The sequence below is a fragment of the Clostridium celatum DSM 1785 genome (assembly GCF_000320405.1).
In the GTDB taxonomy this organism is placed as follows: domain Bacteria; phylum Bacillota; class Clostridia; order Clostridiales; family Clostridiaceae; genus Clostridium; species Clostridium celatum.
Genome location: NZ_KB291645.1, coordinates 128,251 through 149,065, shown reverse-complemented (window position 1 = coordinate 149,065; position 20,815 = coordinate 128,251). Strand labels below are relative to the sequence as shown.

The window sequence follows — 20,815 nt, the reverse complement described above, 5'->3', positions numbered from 1 at the left end:
TAAATTTTGATTGAGATAGTTTTGTGTGATAAAATACATTGGTACTTTAAAATATATTTAACAGCATACTGGATATTATAAAAATAGTAAAGATCGTAGTAGAAAAAGGAGAACAATATGTACTTAGTAGATTATCATATGCATTCCAATAACTCATTTGATAGTAAGGAAACTGTAGCTTCAGTTTGTGAGGCTGCTATAGTTAAAGGAATAAAGGAGATTTGTTTTACAGAACATTTTTCAGTAAAAGAAGGCTTAAAAAGTCATGGTTTTTTAAATTTAAAGAAATATAGTGATGAAATAGCCGAGTGTAGAAGAAGATTTAAGGATGAATTAATTATAAGAGTTGGTCTTGAAATTTGCGAACCACATGAAAATGAAGAAGAACTAAAGGCTATAATTGAAAACTTACCTTTAGACTTTGTTTTAGGTTCAATACACAATATTAATTTTAATACTGGACTAATTACGTATATGTCACAAAATGATAAGCATGAAAGTTATAGAAGATATTTTGAAGAAGTAAATAAGGTATGTACTTCCCCATATATAGATATAGTAGCCCATTTAGATTTAATGAAGAGATATGCTTTTAATACCCATGGAAGATATGAGTTTAATGAGTATAAGGAATTAATAGAAGATGTTCTTAAAAATATAATTAAAAGTGGAAAAGGAATAGAGGTAAATACTTCAACTTTAAGATCTATAGTTAATGAGACTATGCCAGGAGAAGATATATTAAGACTTTATTATGATTTAGGTGGAAGAATAATAACAGTAGGTTCTGATGCTCATAAATGTGAAGATGTTGGTGCAGGTATTGAAGAGAGTATAAGCATGTTAAAAGCAATAGGATTTAATGAAATATATACTTTTGAAAACAGACAAGCTATAGCTATAGAAATTTAAAATAATATATATTCTAAAAAATAAAGTAAATGAACGAATTATATATTAGAAAAGCAGATTATAGAAAATAAAGCTATAATTTGCTTTTTTTATTATGTTTTTTAGCAAAATAAAGCGAAATTTTATTATTGAATAATTTAATTAAGAGGATTACAATTTAATTAAGTAATTACTTAATTAAATTTGAGAGGTACGTATGAAAGAGGAAGTAAAGGTTTTTAAGGCTATAGGTGATGAAACAAGATTAAAGATATTACTTTTGTTATCAACAAAAAATATATGTGCAAAAGGAATTGCAAGAAATTTAGATATATCAGAAGCTGCTGTGTCACAACATATAAAGATACTTAAAGAAGCGGAGCTTATAGTAGCATATAAAAGTGGATATTTTGTTATGTACGAATTGAACAAGGAAATTTTAGAAAAATCTATGGCTTTTTTAAGATTACTTATTCATAAAGACTTAAATTTAATTGATGAAAAGTATGATATCAATATTAGAAATTTTGATATTAAGACTTGTAAGCATAGCTGCAAGTCAATGAAGGGTTGTTGTAAAAAAATATTAAGGGAGGAATAAAAATGAAAGTGTGTTTTCCAGTTAAATCAAATGAAGGAGTGAATAGTATACCTTATAATCATTTTGGAAGTGCTCCTGTTTTTATAATATGTGACTTAGAAAGCAATGATATTAAAGAAATTAAAAATGGAGATTTAGGGCATGAACATGGAAAATGTCAACCTATCAAAGCATTATCAGGAGAAACTGTTGACGCAATTGTAGTTGGAGGTATTGGCCAAGGAGCTATATCAAAATTAAATACAATGGGAATAAGAGTATACAAAGCAGAAGAAGGTAGTATAAAAGATAATATTGATTTATTAAATCAAAGTAAATTAAAAGAACTTGATATAAATCACACTTGTACTAGTCATAGCTGTGAACATCATTAAAAAGTATATTTTATAGAACTATAATTAAATAAATTTAATTTAAAAGTGATGATATAATTTAACGTTATATATATGATTTTACTAATAAGTTAATTATAAGGTAAGCATATATTTGTTTTATTATATCATCACTTTTTGTAATTAAAATTTTAAAAGATAGACAATTTGAATAGGAACATACTTTCGTTAAAGATAAAAGTATAGTAAAATTAGCTTATATAACTACAAAATTTTAATTTATACAAAGGATGGTATTAAAATATGAAAGGAAAAGAGCATATGATAGTTGGAACTACTGCTACAGCAACTATGGGAGTAGGTTTTTTAATTACAAAGACATTTGATAGTGCGTTTTATATAGTTCCATTAGTTTTAGGCGGATTTATAGGTTCCTATATGCCAGATATTGATTCTTATAACTCGAAAGCAAGGCAGGTGTTTAATAAAATATTTGTTTTTATAATATTAGCTGCAGTTATAGGATATTTTTTGGGTATTGCATTAACTGTAAATGATATTATTGTTTTTCTTGAAAATAACGGTAGTAATTTTTTTGCTCTAATATTATTTTCTGTATTAACTATTTTAGGTAAGTTATCTCCACATAGAATGTTTACTCATAAATGGTTAGGAACAGTGTTGTTTTGTTATAGCGTATATTTAAGCGGTAATATTTATCTTACCTTAGGTTTTGTTATGGGATATGTTTTACATATAGTTTGTGATAGATTTTCACCAAGAGGGAAAAATTTAAAATTCTTTGAGTTTAAATTGCCTTGTAAAAATTCTAAAAATAAGACAAGTATAACATGGTGAGGTTTTTAATTTAAGTGTTTTAATGGTTGAATTTAAGGTGAAAGAGAAAAAATAAAATAGTAATTAACTTGGATAATATGTAAAAAAATGATATAATTTTAAAATATAAGTCAAAATATGTAAAGATTTTGAAAAATGTTTATAATAAAGGGATAGATTTATGATTAAAAGAGAGAACATTAAAAAAGATATTATAATTATATTGGCTTTATTTTTAATTATTATTACGTATGTTTTTTTTATAAATGGAAGCTTAGATATAAATATCATAATTAATATAATTTATTTATTAAGTAGTTTTGTTTATTTATCTAGTTTTATTGTATTATTACAGATTAATAGTATATATGTTAGTAATTTATATAGATGTTTAGCTGTATCTTTTGCAAGTATAGGTATAATTTCAATGTCATATTCAGTGTTTTTTAAAAATGATTTATTGGTTATGCAGAATAGTAAAGTAGCAGAAATATTTTATATTTTTTCTATGTATGAAGCAGCAATGCTAATTTTTTCATTTTTAAATATCAATAGGAATATGAGTTTGAAAAATATATTGAAAATACTTATTCCAATTACTTTTCTTATGGCATTCATATCAATAAATGAGAATGTACATATATATCAAGATTTAACAATGGTAAGTAAAGTATTGTATAGGAGTGTAGTTATAATATTATATTATTATTTATATAAAATAATAAAGAAAAATAAAAAAAATATTACTGAAACTTCTTATCAATATTTTAATATTTATTTAATTCTTAGAATTGCCATAGGAATTTTTTCAGTATTGAGTGGCAATTTAGATTATTTATTGAGATTCATAATATCATATATACTTAGGTTTTTGGGAAGTTATTGTATATTTAAAATAATTGTAATAGAGGTAATAATAAGTCCACATAAAACTCTTTATACAAAACTAATTAGTAAATCAAATGATTTAGAAAAGTATATACAAGAGCTTGAAAGACGTAATATGGAGGATGACATTAAGAATCAATTACTATCTAATATATCTCATGAATTTAAGACTCCTGTAAATGTTATTTACTCTGCTATACAAATGCAAAATTTAAAAAGAGATAGCAATGATATAAATGAAGTAATTAAATATAATGATATTATAAAACAAAATTGTCATAGATTGACTAGACTTATAAATAATTTTATTGATTCAAGTAAATTACGAGGTGGAGAATACAATACTGATTTTAAGTGTATTAATATTGTGGAAGTCGTTGAAAATACAACAATGTCTATTCTTTCTTTTGCAGAAATAGCTAATATAAATGTTGTTTTTGATACAGATGATGAGGAATTGTATGTTTTAGCAGATAGAGATTTAATTGAAAGAGTTATTTTAAATTTACTTTCAAATGCAATAAAATATAATAAACAATATGGAGATATTTTTGTAAATATTAAATCTACAAAGAATACAATTGAAATAAAAATCGAAGATAGTGGAGTTGGAATTTCAAAAGAAAAACAAGAAGTTATATTTAATAGATTTGAAAGAGCAGATAAATCTCTATCCAGACATAAAGAAGGTAGTGGGTTAGGGTTAAGTATAGTAAAAGAAATAATTTTAAAACACAACGGTAAAATATGTATTGATAGTAAAGAAGGTATAGGAACAATGGTATTAATTACTTTAAGAAGAATTGAATATAACAAAGATTTATTCGAAATAAATAATTCTAATAATGAAATTGGAAATGGAATTAAGGAAAAAGTGGAAATTGAAATGTCAGATATTTATTTTTAAAAAATATTTTTAGTTTTATACCTACTATACTTATTTATAATTTATAAGTATATTGGGTATTTTTGTTATTTTTATTATCAATTAAATATTTGATGTAGAAATAATAATAAAAATAAAAGAAAAAATAGGAAAAATAATTTGTGGTAAATATTTACAAATAATTTAGGTGGGATTATAATATAATTACAACAACAAGTTGTATTAAAACATTTTAAACTTATAAAAATGAAAGGGTGATGCTTCTAAATGTCGATATTAGATGATGTTCAGTTAATGAACAAATATAATAGAGAGGAGGCTTGCGCAAAGTTTAAAATTATAACTTTACAGGATGATAAAAACTTTATTGATGTATAAAAAGGAGATGATCTAAGGTATCTAAATATTTTAGAAAGGAGGATAGCATTAGTAATAAAGTAAATTATTTTGTAAATCTAATTATTCTTATAAGTAATGTAATTTATATATAAAGATAGAAAAAGGAGCTGAATTTGAGCTCCTTTTAATTTTAAAATTATATTTAATAAATAAAACTTACATAAATCTATTGGATTAGTAATAGCAAGATATGAAGGGGATAATATGGAGTATATATCAAATTTACTAAATAAGCTTAAACCATGTTTAAATGTAGTAATATTTTTAATTCTATTTACATTATGCTTTTGGATTATTATTGGAACTTTAAAATATACAATTCCGTTTATTGTTGGATTAGTGGCAGCAGCTATATTAAAAAAGCCAACAGAATGGCTTATTAATAAATTTCAAATTAAGGGTAATTTAGCAGCTATAATATCAACATTGGTGTTTTATATTATAACAGTTACACTTTTAATATTAGGAGTAGTTTTCTTTTGTTCAGAAATAAAGGATTTAGCTACTGAGGGATATGAATATATTTATGATAATGGCGGGAAAATAGGAATTTTAATTCAAGATTCATTATCTAAATTTAAAAATATAGATCCAGCAGTTATTGAAGCACTTGAAAGTAATGTAACAGGATATTTAGCTGATATATCAAATTATGTTTTAGATTTTAGTAAGGGTATAGTTAATTATATAATAAGTTTTATATCTGTATTGCCATATATAATAACAGTTATAGTCTTTGCTATATTATCAAGCTTTATATTTTTGAAGAAATTTATAGAAAAGTCTCCAAATAGGAAAGAGGATAATACTTATTTAAAAAATAGGGATTATGATAAATATATAAAAATTATTATAGAGATTAAAGATGTTGTATTTAAATATATAGGAACGTATTCTATATTAATATTTTGTACATTTATAATAACCTTTATAGGGTTCAATATAATAAAAGTACCATATACATTACTTTTAAGTTTGACCTGTATGCTTTTAGATGTTTTACCTGTTGTAGGAATGATATTAGTATTCCTACCATTAATGATTATATATTTATTTCAAGGGAAATATTTTATAGTAATATTTTTAGGAATACTATTTGCTTTTATTATGATTACAAGAAATATATTAGAACCAAAGCTTTTATCTTCATCATTAGAAATATCACCATTAAGTGTGCTTGTTTCAATTTTTGTAGGATTAAATTTTGCTGGCTTTAAAGGAATGATATATTTAATAGCACTATTTATAAGTTTTAATTTTTATAAAAAATATTCTAATATGAGTACTGAAGAAGTTTTAAATAAAAAATAAATTAAAAATAAAATAAGAGTTAAAAGGATATAAATAAATTTTAAGTTGAATTTACTAAAAGTATTTTTAACTAATTAATCAATTTACTTATAAACTTTAACTCTTATTTTTATAATTAAGTGAAGATTGTTAATTTATTTAATATCTTTTTTACAGAATATATAATATGTTATAAAAATGAATATTAAGCAATATGCTGCTAATATTAATGAAGCTATAGTTGGAGTTATACCGCTATAAATTGTACTTTCAAAGTTAAATTCAATTGCAGGTAGTGTACTACCAAACTCTAAGAATTTTCTAAAGTCTATATTGACAAAGGGTAAGAATTTAAAAATATCATAATAGTCTGCACAAAAAGCGTTTAATGGTGAGATTATTGTTAATGAAAGTACTGTTGCTATAGTTGCTACAGCTACAGATTTTAATACTACAGCAATTAAAAATGATAAAATAGTATAAAAAACTATATTTATAAGTTGTAATGCAACTACTATCATTGAATAAGTAAACATAGGTAATGTATACGGTCCGCTATTTCCATAAAGTATAACAACTCCACCAGAAGCACCAAAACCATAAACTATTATTCCTAAAAGTATACCGAGAATTAGTACTAATCCAAATGAAATTAATCCATAAAGCAATGTTGATAAATATTTTGCTATTAAAATTTTATATCTTTTATATGGTAATAAAAGTAATGGATTTATAGTTTTATTGGTGTATTCAGTAGAAAGATTAAAGGCTCCAATAATAGAAACAAATAATACTACAAGCATACTAACCCATTTAAAAGTATTATCAGAGAAGAAATACCATTTATTTTTATAAAGCTGTCTTTGGGTATTAGTTTCTAATTTATATTTTGCAATTTCATATCTTTTATAAATAGCATCTTTTTCAATATCACTATAATAAGGATCATTCATATAGTCATCTATACTATTAATTAAAAGTTCTTCTCGTTCTTGCCAATTAGTATCAATGTTTAAAAGAGAAGAATCAGTAGCTTCTAAATTTTTATATCTTTTATAATCATTAAATTCATTGAAAGTTAATATACACATAACTATAGTAAGTATAGCTAACATAATTAAAGAAATACGGTTTTTTAAAATTTTATAAAATTCCCATTTAGTTAGATTTAAAATGTCTATCATATAACATTATCCTCCCCAGCTACTTGGATAAATACTTCTTCAAGTGAAGAGGTTTTATTTATTTCTTCCATAGATTTTATACATCTCATTTTTCCGTTTGTAATAATTAAAACTTTATCGCATAAAAGCTCCATCTCAGTTAATATATGACTAGAAACTAAAATGGAAAGATTTTTATTGTGAGCTAAGTCTTTTAAAAATTCTCTTAATACTTTTATTCCTATAGGATCAAGACCGTTAGTTGGCTCATCTAAAATTAACAGTTTTGGATTATTAAGTAGTGCTATAGTAAGTCCTAATCTTTGTTTCATTCCTAATGAATAGTTTTTTACCTTGTCATTAAGTCTATTTTTTAGTCCAGATAATTTTATACATTCTTCAATATGTTCTTTAGTTGCATTTTTGCAAAGGTTAGAAAAGAATTTTATATTCTCATAACCAGTCATGTTTTCATAAAGGTGTGGAGTTTCAACAATAGCACCAACATTGCTCATAGCGTCTTCGAAATCTTTATTAATATCATAACCGTTAATTGTAATGCTACCTGAATTGCTTTTTACAAGACCAGTTATCATTTTTATAGTTGTTGTTTTTCCAGCTCCGTTAGGACCTAAAAAACCGAGAATTTCACCACTATGTAATTGAAAGCTTATATTATCAACAGCAGTGAAATTTTTAAATTTTTTGCTTAGATTATTTACATCTAATATTACTTTGCTCATATTTGTCTCCTATGCAATTTGTATTTTAAATTAAAAGCGTTAAATAACATTTTATAGCTTTTTAGAGAATGTAACAATATAAAAATAATTAAGTTTATATAAACTTATTATTTTTATATTTATAATTATAATACTTAATATTAATGTGATGATTGGTGTAACTTAGGTTTAGTGAGGTTTAAAAAATCATTATTCTTTAAATTGTTTAAATATTTAAGTATAATAATTAAATAAGTATTTACAGAGGGAGTAATGAAAATGGCAGTTCAAAAAACAAATGCAATGAGAATTTTAGATAAAAATAAAATAGATTATGAGGTTATAACTTATGATATTTCCGATGATAAAATAGATGGTGTGTCTGTTGCAGAAAAAACAGGTCAAGATGTAAAAGAAGTTTATAAAACTTTAGTAACTCAAGGGTTATCTAAGGAATTTTATGTTTTTGTAATTCCAGTTGCAGAAGAGTTAGATTTGAAAAAAGCAGCAAAGGTAGCAGGAGAAAAGAAAGTTGAAATGATACATGTTAAGGATATAACTAAATATACTGGTTATATTAGAGGTGGATGTTCACCAGTTGGAATGAAGAAGCTGTATAAGACATTTATACATGAGGATGCAAAAGCGTTAGAGAAAATGTGTGTAAGTGGTGGTAAAAAAGGATTGCAAATTAAGTTAGAACCAAAGGATTTAATAGAATCTATAAATGGACAATTTGCAGATATTATACATTAAAAATAAAATTAGAAATTTCTATTCAAATTAGTAATAATAGCCATAGTATTTGTTAATACTATGGTTATTATTAGTTTTAGAGGTGAAATTATGTTTAAGTGGAGAGATTTCTATTTGATGAAGGTATGTAATACAAGAGGAAAAACTTTAGGAATTATATCTGATATATATATAAATATTGCCAATATAACTATAGACGGTTTTGCAATTTCTCCTACAGGATTATTTAAAAGAAAAAATTTTATTAGTATTAAATCTGTAATTTCTATAGAGGATGGAATTATGGTAGCTAATGAGGCAGAAAAATTTAATGGAACTAAGTTTAAGAGTATTAAATATATTGATGTAATTAATGATGAGGATATTACCATAGGTGTTTTAGATGATTTAATAATAGCAAAAAAAACATTGGAAATAAAAGGTCTTATTTTGAGTTCAGGAATATTTGACAGTATGATTAAAGGAAAAGAAATTATAAATGTTAAACATTGCAAAATATGTGATGGATATATTAAGTATAGTGGAAATGATAGCGTTAAAGTTAAGACCTTACCTCATAGCTTAGGAGTGATTAAGGATGTTAAAAAAATATAGAGCAGTAATAGCAAAGGTAGCATTAATAATACTATTACTTTCAGTAACTATTCTGATTTATGTTTATGTTGGAGCCATAAGATCAGTAGTTAATATTTTAGTTATTTCTTTTATAATTGCATATGCGTTAAAACCTATGAAAAATTACTTATGTAAAAAGTTGCATATATCATCAAGTAAAAGTTCTATTTTTATAATATTGTTTTTTTTATTATTTTTTATTGGATTATTATATTGTATAGTGCCAGCTATAATAAAAGAGTCTGGTAATTTTGGAAGTATGCTAGATAGTATAGAGCTTTATATATTAACTGCAGTTGAAAAGTTTAATTTGAATAAAATACCTGTATTTGAAACTTTGTATATTCAAATAGGCGACAAAGTAAATATGATGTTAAATAGTGTATCTAATAATTTGTTTGATGATATGATGGATATTATGGAAAATTTAGTAGGTTTGGCAGTGGTACCAATAATAACATATTACTTATTAGCTGATGGAGAGTTTATATATAATAAAGTTCTACTTATATTTCCAACCAATAAAAGAATTTTAATAAAAAGAATAAATAGCAATATTGATAAAATATTAAGCAAATATATAATAAGTCAATTACTTTTATGTTTAATAATTGGAGTTTTATCTTTTATACTTTTATTAGTGCTTAGAGTGAAATTTCCTTTTGTATTATCTATTATAAATGCAATTGCCAATATAATTCCTTACTTTGGGCCTATAATTGGAGGAGTGCCAATTATATTTATAGCTTTAACCGGATCAGTTACAAAAGGAATATTAGCAACTATTGGTGTAATAGTAATTCAACAAGTTGAAGGAAACTTTTTAGCACCAAAAATAACAGGGGATAGCACTAATATGCATCCTATAATAATTATTATATTGTTAATACTTGGAGAAAAGCTTGGTGGAGTAATTGGAATGATATTGATAGTGCCAATTGCAGTAATAATAAAGGTTATATATGATGATATAAATTATTATTTATTTTAATTACTGTTTAAAGAAAAATAGTCTATTATAAATTGAAGTTATAAGTTCCATTAATCAAATTACAAATGAGCTTTTTGGTGAAGCTTGATGTGTTAAATAAGGAAACATATTCTCCATATTAGTGGGAGATGTAACTTCGACTAGCCAAATTAAAATTTGAAGTGAAAAACGGAAACATCTTATCCCTATCAGTGGAAGATGTAACTTCGACTAACCAAATTAAAATTTGGAGTCTCAGTTACATTGACAGACAGGTTTAAATGAAATATAATCTTGCTAGGAATAAAATTTAATATTAAAGCGATGAAGAGAATGAGTAAATATGACATAAATATTAAGAGAGGAAGTGGGTGGTGAAAACTTCTTATTTAGCATATTGAAGCTATCTTGGAGCTTATTTTACTTTAAGTGATGTATACTTTATACATAATTAGGGTGGTACCGCGGAAATTATAAGTTTTCGTCCCTTTTCTTTAGGGATGGAGACTTTTTTTATTTAAAATCAAAATAGAAGATGAAAATAGAAAAGTTAAGTATAAGTTTTAAGTTTTTCTATTTAAAGAAGTTGGAGGTAGAATTAATCATGAAATTCATGGGAGCAAATGAATTAAGAGAAAGCTTTATAAGCTTTTTTGAATCTAAGGAACACTTAAGAATGGAAAGTTTTCCACTAGTGCCTAAAAATGATAACAGTTTATTATTAATAAATGCTGGTATGGCACCACTTAAACCATACTTTACAGGTATACAAACACCACCAAAAACTAGAGTTACAACTTGTCAAAAGTGTATTAGAACTGGTGATATAGAAAATGTAGGGAAGACGTCAAGACATGGTACTTTCTTTGAAATGCTTGGTAACTTCTCATTTGGAGATTATTTCAAAAATGAAATTATTCCATGGTCATGGGAGTTTGTAACTGAAGTTTTAAAGTTACCTAAAGATAAATTATATGTAACTATTTATTTAGAAGATGATGAGGCTTATGACATTTGGACTTCTAAAACAGATATAGATCCAAATAGAATATTTAGATTAGGTAAAGATGATAATTTCTGGGAAGTTGGAACAGTAGGTCCATGTGGTCCTTGTACAGAAATTCATTTTGATAGAGGTGTAGATGTAGCGCCTGTTACAAATGTAGATGATTTTGTAGCTGCATCTGATGCTGATAGAATAGTTGAATTCTGGAACTTAGTATTTATTCAATTTGATAAACAAGAAGATGGAAGCTATGCTCCATTAAAGAATAAAAATATCGATACTGGTATGGGGCTTGAAAGAATTGCAACTATAATGCAAGGTGTTGATAACATATTCGAAATTGATACAGTAAAAAATATCTTAAATAAGGTATCTTCTTTATCAGGTGTAGAGTATGGAAAAAATGCAAACTCTGATACTTCATTAAGAATAGTAACAGACCATGTTAAAGCTGTAACTATGCTAATTTCTGATGGTGTTCAACCAAGTAATGAAGGAAGAGGATATGTTTTAAGAAGACTTTTAAGAAGAGCTGCAAGACATGGTAGATTACTTGGAATTAAAGGACTATTCTTAAAAGATGTTGTAGATGCTGTTGTTGAAAATTATGGCGGAAATTATCCAGTATTAGTTGAAAATAAAGATTATATAACAAAGATAATAACTTTAGAAGAAGAAAGATTTAATGAAACTATTGATAGTGGAATGAACATCTTAAATGGATATATTAAAGAATTAGAAGAAAGTAAAGCTACAGTTCTTTCTGGTGAAAAAGCGTTTAAATTATATGATACTTATGGATTCCCATTAGAATTAACAGAAGAAATTCTTGAAGAAAAGAATATGACAGTTGATCATGAAGAATTCAAAAAGGAAATGGAAGCTCAAAGAGAAAGAGCTAGAAGTGCAAGAGGGGAAACTTCTTACATGGGAGCTGAAGAAAATCCAATAAATAAAGTAAAAGCAGACGTTGAAACTGAATTCGTTGGATATACTTCAACTGAAGGAGTAGGAAAAGTTATAGTTCTTGCAACTGATGAAGCTTTTGTAGAAGAGTTAACAGAAGGTACTAAAGGATATATTTTAACTGCCAAGACTCCATTCTATGCTGAAATGGGTGGTCAAATTGGTGATACAGGTATAATAACAGGAACTAATGGTTCTGCTTATGTTTACAACACTAAGAAAAATGTTGGTGGAAAGACTGTACACTATGTTGAAGTTAAAAACGGAAGCATTAAGTTAAATGAAGAAGTTACTTTAAATGTAGATAGAGTAAGAAGAAGCAGTGTTTGTAAGAATCATACAGCAACACATATGTTACAAGCTGCATTAAAAGAAATAGTTGGATCACATGTTCATCAAGCAGGTTCTTTTGTAGATAACGAAAGATTAAGATTTGACTTTACTCACTTCCAAAGCTTAACTGCTGAAGAAATTCAAAAGGTTGAAGATTTAGTTAATGATAAAATAATGGAAGTTGATGAAGTTGAAACTAAGTTAATGACTATAGAAGAAGCTAAGGAATCAGGAGCTACTGCATTATTTGATGAGAAATATGGAGATAAAGTAAGAGTTGTAGCTGCAGGAGAATTCTCAAAAGAGCTTTGTGGAGGAACTCACGTTTCTAATGTTGGAGAAATTGGGTTATTTAAGATTGTTTCTGAAACAGGTGTTGCAGCAGGAATAAGAAGAATAGAAGCTTTAACAGGAAGAGCAGCTATTAAGTACATGGAAGAAAAACAAAGATTATTAAAAGAAGCTTGTGCAGCTCTTAAGTGTACAGAAAAAGATGTATTAAAGAAAATTTCAAGTCAAGGTGTGGAGCTTAAAGAAAAGGATAAAGAAATTGCAGAATTAAAATCTAAGCTTACAAGTGGAGCTTTAGACGACATATTAAAATCTGCTAAAGAAATAAATGGTGTTAAAGCTATTGCTTATGGATTAGAAGGTGTAGACGGAAATGCATTAAGAGATTTAGCTGATAAAATAAGAAGTAAAATGGGCTCTGGTGTTGTAGTTTTATTAAGTAACTTAGGAGATAAGGTTAACTTAGTTACTATGGCAACTAAGGATGTTTTAGATAGAGGAATACACTCAGGAAAAATAATTAAGGAAGTTGCTACAGTTGTTGGCGGAGGCGGCGGTGGAAGACCAGATATGGCTCAAGCCGGCGGTAAAAAGCCAGAAAAGATAGGAGAAGCAATAGAAGTTGCTTTCCAAACAATAGAAAATTTAATAAAATAAGTTTCTTGAAATAGTATACAATTATGTTAAGATAGGTTATAATATAAATAACAATTAATATTTGAAATTCCAAATGATTAAAAATAAATATAAACAATCGTAAGGGGGTGAAGCTGCGATATAAGCAGCGTGAGCTATGGAAAATAATCTTGACAGAACTATGCAATTTGACCTTAATATAAACAAGGAAGACTTAACAAAATCAATTTTGACTGATGTGTATAGTGCATTAAAGGAAAAGGGTTATAACCCAATAAATCAATTGGTAGGGTATCTAATTTCAGGTGACCCCTCTTACATTACTAGTTATAACGGAGCAAGAGCTTTACTAAGAAAACTTGAAAGAGATGAAATACTTGAAGAGGTAATAAAATCTTATCTAGATATAAAATAAAAGGTGCCCGTTAAGGGCACTTTTGTTTATTCGTTAATAAATATGTTTGATGATAAAATATATAAAATTTTTAGTAGAAGAAATACAAAATTTGTGAAATAAAATTTTAATTGAAAAATTAAATAATAGATAAAATTAAAAAAAGTAAGAATTACAGCACAATTAATTTAAATAAAGGAGTTTCTATGAGAATATTAGGGCTTGACGTTGGATCTAAAACTATTGGAGTTGCACTTAGTGATCCTTTAGGTTGGACAGCACAAGGAATTACAACAATTAGACGTACAAAGAAGGAACAAGATATTGAAGAAGTACATAAAATATGTAAGGAATATGGAGTTGAAACTATAGTTATTGGTTTGCCTAAAAATATGAATAATACAATAGGTGAAGCTGGAGAAAGAGTTTTAGCATTGTCTGAACTGATAAAAGAAAAAACAGGCTTACATATAGAGATGTGGGATGAAAGATTAACTACAGTTGCAGCACATAGAGCTATGCTTGAAGCGGATTTATCAAGAAATAAGAGAAAGAAAATCGTTGATAAAATAGCAGCTACATATATTCTACAAGGATACCTTGACAAATTAAGACTTAGCAAGTAACCCTTGATAAGTAGTAAATTGAAATATCTTCTTAGTGAAAGTATAAGGTTGATAATAAAATTTGATACGGACAAAAATAAAAATTAACTTACCAGTTTTTTTGAAATATGATAAAGTATAAATGAGAAAAAAGTCGTAATTAAATGGAAAAATGTAAAAAGATTATTATTAATATTTTTTTATTAGTTTTAATAAGCAATTTACTTAAAAGGTGTTCAATTTTAAAAATTCGTGTATAATAATAAGAAACAATATAGATAAAAGAGGAGTTAAATAAAAATGGATAAAGATTTAAAAGTTATACAATTATTTGATGAAGATGGAAATGAAATTAATCTAAATGTAATAGCATTTTTTGATATGGTAAATCCAGAAAATGATGAAAAGTCAGAGTATGTTATAGTACAAGAGCAAGGATATGAAGATGAAAATCCATTTGCTTTAAAAGTTATAAAAGACGAAGATGGCGAAGATATGTTTGAATTAATTGAAAATGAAGTAGAATTAGCTGCTATTGAAGAAGCTTATAATACTATTTTTATAGAAGAAGAATAAAAAAAGAAGTGAGGTGTTAAAATGAGCACAGTTAATATAGATATTGAACTTCTAAAAGAAAATTTAAAACAAAAGGGCTATAAATTAACGCCTCAAAGAAGAGCTATAGTTGATACAATTATTGAAAAAGAGGGAGAACACTTAACCGCAGAGGAAATTTATGATGAAGTTAAGAAAATATGTCCTGATATAGGTTTGGCAACAGTATATAGAACAGTTTTATTATTAGAAGAAATTGGTGTTATATTTAAGCTAGATTTAAATGATGGCTGTAGCAGATATGAGCTTGCACATAGTGAAGAAGCACATAGACATCATCATTTAGTATGTAATGAGTGTAAAGCTGTAATTGAAGTTCAAGATGATCTTTTAGATGAGCTTGAACACAACATACAAGAAACATATGGATTTAAAATTTTAGACCATAGTGTGAAATTTTTTGGTCTTTGTTCTGAATGTTGTAAAAAACTTAAAGGTAAATAAAAGATGAATATGAAGAGATAATATTTATCTTTGGAATACATAAAAGAAAAATAAGGAGGGGACATATGAAAAATGAAAAGGCTAAGGTTAAGATTATTCCTTTAGGTGGGGTAAATGAAATCGGAAAGAATTTAACTGCTATTGAATATAAAAATGATATAGTAGTTATTGATTGCGGTTTAAAATTTCCTGATGAAGATATGTTTGGAATAGATTTAGTTATACCAGATATAACTTATCTAATGAAAAATAAAGAAAAGGTATCTGGAATATTCTTAACTCACGGACATGAGGACCATATTGGAGCATTACCATATGTATTAAAACAATTAAATGTTCCAGTATACGGAACAAAACTAACATTAGGAATTGTTGAAACAAAGTTAAAGGAGCACGGGTTATTAAGCTCGACAGAACTTATAACAGTTAAACCAAGAGATGTAATTAGATTAAAGTCTGTATCAGTAGAATTTATAAAGACAAATCACTCAATAGCAGATTCAGTTGCTATTGCAATACACACACCACTTGGAGTAGTTCTTCATACAGGTGACTTTAAGGTAGATTATACACCGATTGATGGTGAACCAATGGATTTTGCAAGATTTGCAGAATTAGGTAAAAAAGGTGTATTAGCTATGATGGCTGATTCAACAAATGTTGAAAGAGCTGGATACACTAAATCAGAAAGAATAGTTGGCGAAAGTTTGACTCGTATTTTTGGTAAAACAAAAGGAAGAATAATAATTGCAACATTTGCATCTAATATCCATAGAATTCAACAAATAATAGATGCTGCATCAACTTATGGTAGAAAAGTTGCTGTATCAGGAAGAAGTATGGAAAATATTATAAATGTTGCAATGGAACTTGGATATATTGAAATAGATAAAGAAAATTTAGTTCCAATAGATCAAATAAATAAATACAATGATAATCAAGTTGTAATTATTACTACAGGTAGCCAAGGTGAACCAATGTCAGCTTTAGCAAGAATGGCTGCTTCGGAGCACAGAAAAGTGAATATAGTTGAAGGGGATACAATAATAATTTCAGCTACACCTATTCCAGGTAATGAAAAGCTTGTATCAAGAGTAATTAATCAACTATTTAAAAAGGGTGCAGAGGTTATTTATGACTCTTTAGAAGATATCCATGTTTCAGGGCATGCATGTCAAGAAGAATTAAAACTTATGCAAACTTTAATTAAGCCAAAACATTTTATTCCAGTTCATGGCGAATATAGACATTTAAAACAACATGGAGAATTAGCAATAAAGCTTGGTCTTGATGAAAAGAATGTTGTTATTCCTGATTTAGGAGATGTAATAGAAGTTACAAGAAATTCTATTAAGAAGAATGGAAATGTAGTGGCAGGACAAATATTTGTAGATGGACTTGGTGTTGGTGATGTTGGAAATATAGTTTTAAGAGATAGAAAACATTTATCTCAAGATGGTATATTAACAGTAGTTGTAACGTTATCTAAAGAAACTAAAACAATAGTTGCAGGACCAGATATTATATCAAGAGGATTTGTATATGTTAGGGAATCTGAAGGATTAATGGATGGTGCTAGAGATATAGTTAGAGATATCTTATCAGAATGTGAAGAAAAGAAAATCACAGATTGGGCAACATTAAAATCAAAAGTAAGAGATGAATTAAGATATTATTTATACGAAAAGACAAAGAGAAAACCAATGATATTACCAATAATTATGGAAATATAAGTCTTTGTTGACAAGCAATTAAATTAATAGTAGAATAATTGATAGATTTGGGAATTGGATACGAGTGTATCCAATTTTCTTTTTGGGCAAAATATTTATAGGTTTACATAACTGAAAATCTAAGTCTTTGGTTAATTAGCTTAAACAGAGAGTTGAGAGATTTATGTTTAATAAGTAAAGAGAGTGTTAATTGATGTTCTTTTAATAATCTTAATAAGATATGCTTATTAGCTTATAAACTGAATTTTTATCTTCAAGGGTATTTAATTACATAGGAAGATAAAAAGTCGTTATCTAAGAACATGATGTTATTATATCCAAAGTTATAAGTTGGAGTATTATAATAACTAGTTAGTAGATAAATTAAGAATAGATAATTAAAAATTGGAAATTAATTATAACATTGCTTAATATTTTTATAAGTAATGTGTTTAGAGAATTTAAACAAAATTAAGAAATTTCAATATTAATTATCAATTAAATTAAAGTTAATGGAGGAAATTAAATGGAATTAATAACTAGAGATGATATTAGAAATATAGCTATAATAGCTCACGTTGACCATGGTAAGACTACATTAGTTGATGCTATGTTTAAAGAAAGTCACACATTTAGATCAAATGAAAAAATGGATGAAAGAGTAATGGATTCTAATGATTTAGAAAAGGAAAGAGGAATCACAATTCTTTCAAAGAATACTGCAGTAATGTACGATGGAATAAAAATTAACATCGTTGATACTCCAGGACATGCTGACTTTGGTGGAGAAGTTGAACGTGTACTTAAGATGGTTGACTCAGTTTTACTTGTTGTTGATTCTTATGAAGGACCAATGCCTCAAACTAAGTTCGTTTTAAAGAAAGCTTTAGAATTAAAATTAAAGCCAATAGTTGTTATAAATAAAATAGACAAACCAAATGCTAGACCAGAAGAGGTTATTGATGAAGTATTTGAGTTATTCTTAGAACTAGGTGCTGATGATGAACAATTAGACTTCCCAATAATCTATGCTTCAGCTAGAGAAGGTTTTGCAAGATATAATGTTGAAGATACAAATGATGGAATGGAACCATTATTCAAGACTATAATAGAGCATGTTGAACCACCAAAGGGATACATTGATGGACCTTTCCAAATGCTTGTTACAACATTAGATAGTAATGCCTTTGTTGGTAAAATTGCAATTGGTAAAGTACATAGAGGAACAGTTAAAAAGAACCAAAATGTTGCTTTAGTTAGACAAGATGGAACAAAATCAAACTATAAGATAACTGCTGTATTTGGATATAATGGATTAAAGAGAGAAGAAGTTGAAGAAGCTGGTCTTGGAGATATCATTGCTGTAAGTGGTATCCTAGATGCAAACATTGGTGAAACTATAGCTGATGCAGCTAATCCAGAAGCATTACCATTCGTAGAAATTGATGAACCAACACTTAACATGAATTTCATGGTTAATGATTCACCATTTGCAGGTAAAGAAGGAGAATTCGTTACTTCAAGACATCTAAGAGATAGATTAATGAAAGAATTAGAAACTAACGTAAGTTTAAGAGTTAAAGAAATAACTCCAGATTGCTTCGAAGTTTCAGGAAGAGGAGAACTTCACTTATCAGTTTTAATAGAAACAATGAGAAGAGAAGGATTCGAATTACAAGTTTCTAAACCAAATGTTATTTTCAAAGAAGAAAATGGAAAGAAATTAGAACCAATGGAATACTTAACTATAGATGTTCCAGAAGAATTCATGGGTGCTGTTATGGAAAAAATGGGACCAAGAAAAGCTGAAATGGTTAATATGACATCTGCTGTTAATGGATATACTAGATTAGAGTTCATAATTCCAGCAAGAGGTCTTATAGGATTCAGAAATGAATTTATGACTGATACAAAAGGTAATGGTATAATGAACCATGTATTTGAAGGATATGCTCCATATAAGGGAGAAATTGAATCAAGAAGTAGAGGTTCTATTGTATCATTTGAACAAGGTGAAGCAATTGCTTATGGATTATTTAATGCTCAAGAAAGAGGTAGATTATTCATAACTCCAGGTACACCAGTATACCAAGGTATGGTAGTTGGAGAATGTGCAAGAGCAGAAGATCTTGATATAAATGTTTGTAAAGGTAAAAAATTAACTAATACAAGAGCTTCAGGTTCTGATGATGCTGTTAAATTAGTTCCAGTTACTACTTTAACATTAGAGCAATCAATTGAATTCATTGGAAATGATGAATTAGTTGAAGTAACTCCACAAAGCATAAGAATCAGAAAGAGATACTTAGATGCAGCTGAAAGAAAGAGAATGATTAGCAGAAGCAAAAAATAATCTTTTAAGTTGTTTATAATTTCATAAAAAAGTATTATAATAGTGAATAGCTGGGAAACTAGCTATTCACTTTTAAATACAGGGGGTATTTATGAAGAAGAAAAGTAAAACGATAACTATGGTTATTGCTATTTTTGCAATATGTATCGTAGCTTTTATAGGAGTGAGATATATTTCTGTAGTTAATAAACCACTATTAATATCTCAAGATGAGGAAGTAATAGTGAGTGAGGGAGATAGTTTTTATAGTATAATAAATAAGCTATTTCAAGAGAAAAAAATAAAAAGCCCAATAATGATTAAAGTCTATTCTAAATTAACAAATGCGAATTTAGAAGTATTACCAGGGAAACACACATTAACTAAAGGCATGAATTTAAAAGAAGTAATAGAGGACTTAGGAAGTAAATCGGAAGGCGAAGGAATTTTACTTACTATTCCAGAAGGATTTACTATAGAGGATATTGCTTTTAAGTTAGAAGAGTTAGGAATTTGCTCATCAGATGAATTTTTAACGGCAGTTAAGGAATATCCATTACCATCATATATTACTAATAATCCTGATAAAAGATATAATTTAGAAGGATTTTTATTCCCAGATACATATAATTTTGATTTAAACGTTACACCAGAATACATAATACAAACAATGTTAGATAGATTTAAAGAAGTATGGGACGAAAATACAAAAGGCATGGATATTAAAGATGAGGATATTGAAAAGGTAGTAAATGTAGCTTCTATTATTGAAAAAGAAGCTAGAGTTGATGAGGATAGACCTTTAATAGCATCTGTTATTTATAATAGACTTAATATTGATATGCCACTTCAAATTGATGCAACAGTTATTTATGCTCACGGATATTATATTGAAAGTGTTAGAAATAGACATTTAGCAATTGAGTCTAAATATAACACATATCTTTATAAAGGTTTACCCGTAGGACCTATATCTAACCCAGGAGAAAAGTCTTTAGCAGCAGCTTTACATCCTGCAGATACTGACTATTTATTCTATATATTAGAAAAAGATGGAGAGCATTATTTTACGAATAACTATGATGATTTTGAAACAAAGAAAGAAGAGCTAGGATATTAAGCTATACGGAG

General features: G+C 27.0%; 19 protein-coding genes and 1 other annotated feature. Of the genes, 17 read left to right on the top strand and 2 right to left on the bottom strand.

Translation table 11 applies throughout. The features are described from left to right. The first annotated feature begins 117 nt into the window (after positions 1–117). The 6 genes from HMPREF0216_RS08545 to ytvI all read left to right on the top strand — a co-directional run bounded on the left by HMPREF0216_RS08545 (position 118) and on the right by ytvI (position 6,145). Positions 118–912 (top strand): histidinol-phosphatase HisJ family protein, encoded by a 795-nt coding sequence (locus HMPREF0216_RS08545; protein ID WP_005213608.1) that lies wholly within the window; start codon positions 118–120, stop codon positions 910–912. 196 nt (positions 913–1,108) lie between these two features. Then, positions 1,109–1,492, top strand: a complete 384-nt coding sequence (locus HMPREF0216_RS08540; protein WP_005213607.1) for an ArsR/SmtB family transcription factor — start codon at positions 1,109–1,111, stop codon at positions 1,490–1,492. A 2-nt stretch (positions 1,493–1,494) separates the two neighbouring features. Next, on the top strand, positions 1,495–1,866 hold the full coding sequence (locus tag HMPREF0216_RS08535) for a NifB/NifX family molybdenum-iron cluster-binding protein (RefSeq protein ID WP_005213605.1): 372 nt from the start codon (positions 1,495–1,497) through the stop codon (positions 1,864–1,866). A gap of 261 nt (positions 1,867–2,127) precedes the next feature. Beyond that, positions 2,128–2,682: a metal-dependent hydrolase gene (locus HMPREF0216_RS08530; protein ID WP_005213603.1), complete on the top strand. Its 555-nt coding sequence runs from the start codon at positions 2,128–2,130 to the stop codon at positions 2,680–2,682. Positions 2,683–2,842: 160 nt separating this feature from the next. Beyond that, positions 2,843–4,456: a sensor histidine kinase gene (locus HMPREF0216_RS17710; protein WP_005213601.1), complete on the top strand. Its 1,614-nt coding sequence runs from the start codon at positions 2,843–2,845 to the stop codon at positions 4,454–4,456. 582 nt (positions 4,457–5,038) lie between these two features. Continuing rightward, entirely contained in the window at positions 5,039–6,145 is a 1,107-nt protein-coding gene (gene ytvI / locus HMPREF0216_RS08520; RefSeq protein WP_005213599.1) for a sporulation integral membrane protein YtvI, read from the top strand. 134 nt (positions 6,146–6,279) lie between these two features. Here the strand turns inward: ytvI and HMPREF0216_RS16310 are convergent, their stop codons facing one another. Beyond that, positions 6,280–7,308 (bottom strand): ABC transporter permease subunit, encoded by a 1,029-nt coding sequence (locus HMPREF0216_RS16310; protein WP_005213597.1) that lies wholly within the window; start codon positions 7,306–7,308, stop codon positions 6,280–6,282. Next, positions 7,305–8,030: an ABC transporter ATP-binding protein gene (locus HMPREF0216_RS08515; protein ID WP_005213595.1), complete on the bottom strand. Its 726-nt coding sequence runs from the start codon at positions 8,028–8,030 to the stop codon at positions 7,305–7,307. The genes HMPREF0216_RS16310 and HMPREF0216_RS08515 overlap by 4 nt, the downstream gene beginning before the upstream one ends. Before the next feature lie 252 nt (positions 8,031–8,282). On the opposite strand from HMPREF0216_RS08515, the gene ybaK reads away from it, so the two are divergent. From ybaK to mltG, 11 genes are all read left to right on the top strand, one after another. Further along, positions 8,283–8,765, top strand: a complete 483-nt coding sequence (ybaK, locus tag HMPREF0216_RS08510) for a Cys-tRNA(Pro) deacylase (protein ID WP_005213594.1) — start codon at positions 8,283–8,285, stop codon at positions 8,763–8,765. A 90-nt stretch (positions 8,766–8,855) separates the two neighbouring features. Further along, entirely contained in the window at positions 8,856–9,359 is a 504-nt protein-coding gene (locus HMPREF0216_RS08505) for a PRC-barrel domain-containing protein (RefSeq protein WP_040419483.1), read from the top strand. After that, a complete protein-coding gene (locus tag HMPREF0216_RS08500) occupies positions 9,343–10,371 on the top strand; it encodes an AI-2E family transporter (protein WP_005213590.1) in 1,029 nt (342 codons plus the stop codon). Before HMPREF0216_RS08505 ends, HMPREF0216_RS08500 begins: the two co-directional genes overlap by 17 nt. A 294-nt stretch (positions 10,372–10,665) precedes the next feature. Next, positions 10,666–10,842, top strand: a binding site (T-box leader). Between the two features lie 112 nt (positions 10,843–10,954). Then, entirely contained in the window at positions 10,955–13,603 is a 2,649-nt protein-coding gene (gene alaS, locus HMPREF0216_RS08495; protein WP_040419481.1) for an alanine--tRNA ligase, read from the top strand. A 136-nt stretch (positions 13,604–13,739) separates the two neighbouring features. Continuing rightward, positions 13,740–13,997: an IreB family regulatory phosphoprotein gene (locus HMPREF0216_RS08490; protein ID WP_005213587.1), complete on the top strand. Its 258-nt coding sequence runs from the start codon at positions 13,740–13,742 to the stop codon at positions 13,995–13,997. 185 nt (positions 13,998–14,182) lie between these two features. Continuing rightward, on the top strand, positions 14,183–14,602 hold the full coding sequence (gene ruvX, locus HMPREF0216_RS08485) for a Holliday junction resolvase RuvX (RefSeq protein ID WP_005213586.1): 420 nt from the start codon (positions 14,183–14,185) through the stop codon (positions 14,600–14,602). A 279-nt stretch (positions 14,603–14,881) separates the two neighbouring features. Next, the gene (locus HMPREF0216_RS08480) at positions 14,882–15,157 is read left to right on the top strand and encodes a DUF1292 domain-containing protein (RefSeq protein ID WP_005213585.1); all 276 of its coding nucleotides are present in this window, start codon (positions 14,882–14,884) and stop codon (positions 15,155–15,157) included. A 21-nt stretch (positions 15,158–15,178) separates the two neighbouring features. Beyond that, positions 15,179–15,640, top strand: a complete 462-nt coding sequence (locus HMPREF0216_RS08475) for a Fur family transcriptional regulator (protein WP_005213584.1) — start codon at positions 15,179–15,181, stop codon at positions 15,638–15,640. Positions 15,641–15,705: 65 nt separating this feature from the next. Further along, positions 15,706–17,373, top strand: a complete 1,668-nt coding sequence (locus HMPREF0216_RS08470; protein ID WP_005213583.1) for a ribonuclease J — start codon at positions 15,706–15,708, stop codon at positions 17,371–17,373. 505 nt (positions 17,374–17,878) lie between these two features. Next, positions 17,879–19,705: a translational GTPase TypA gene (gene typA, locus HMPREF0216_RS08465; RefSeq protein ID WP_005213582.1), complete on the top strand. Its 1,827-nt coding sequence runs from the start codon at positions 17,879–17,881 to the stop codon at positions 19,703–19,705. A gap of 91 nt (positions 19,706–19,796) precedes the next feature. After that, positions 19,797–20,804, top strand: a complete 1,008-nt coding sequence (gene mltG / locus HMPREF0216_RS08460) for an endolytic transglycosylase MltG (RefSeq protein WP_005213580.1) — start codon at positions 19,797–19,799, stop codon at positions 20,802–20,804. Positions 20,805–20,815: the final 11 nt, after the last annotated feature.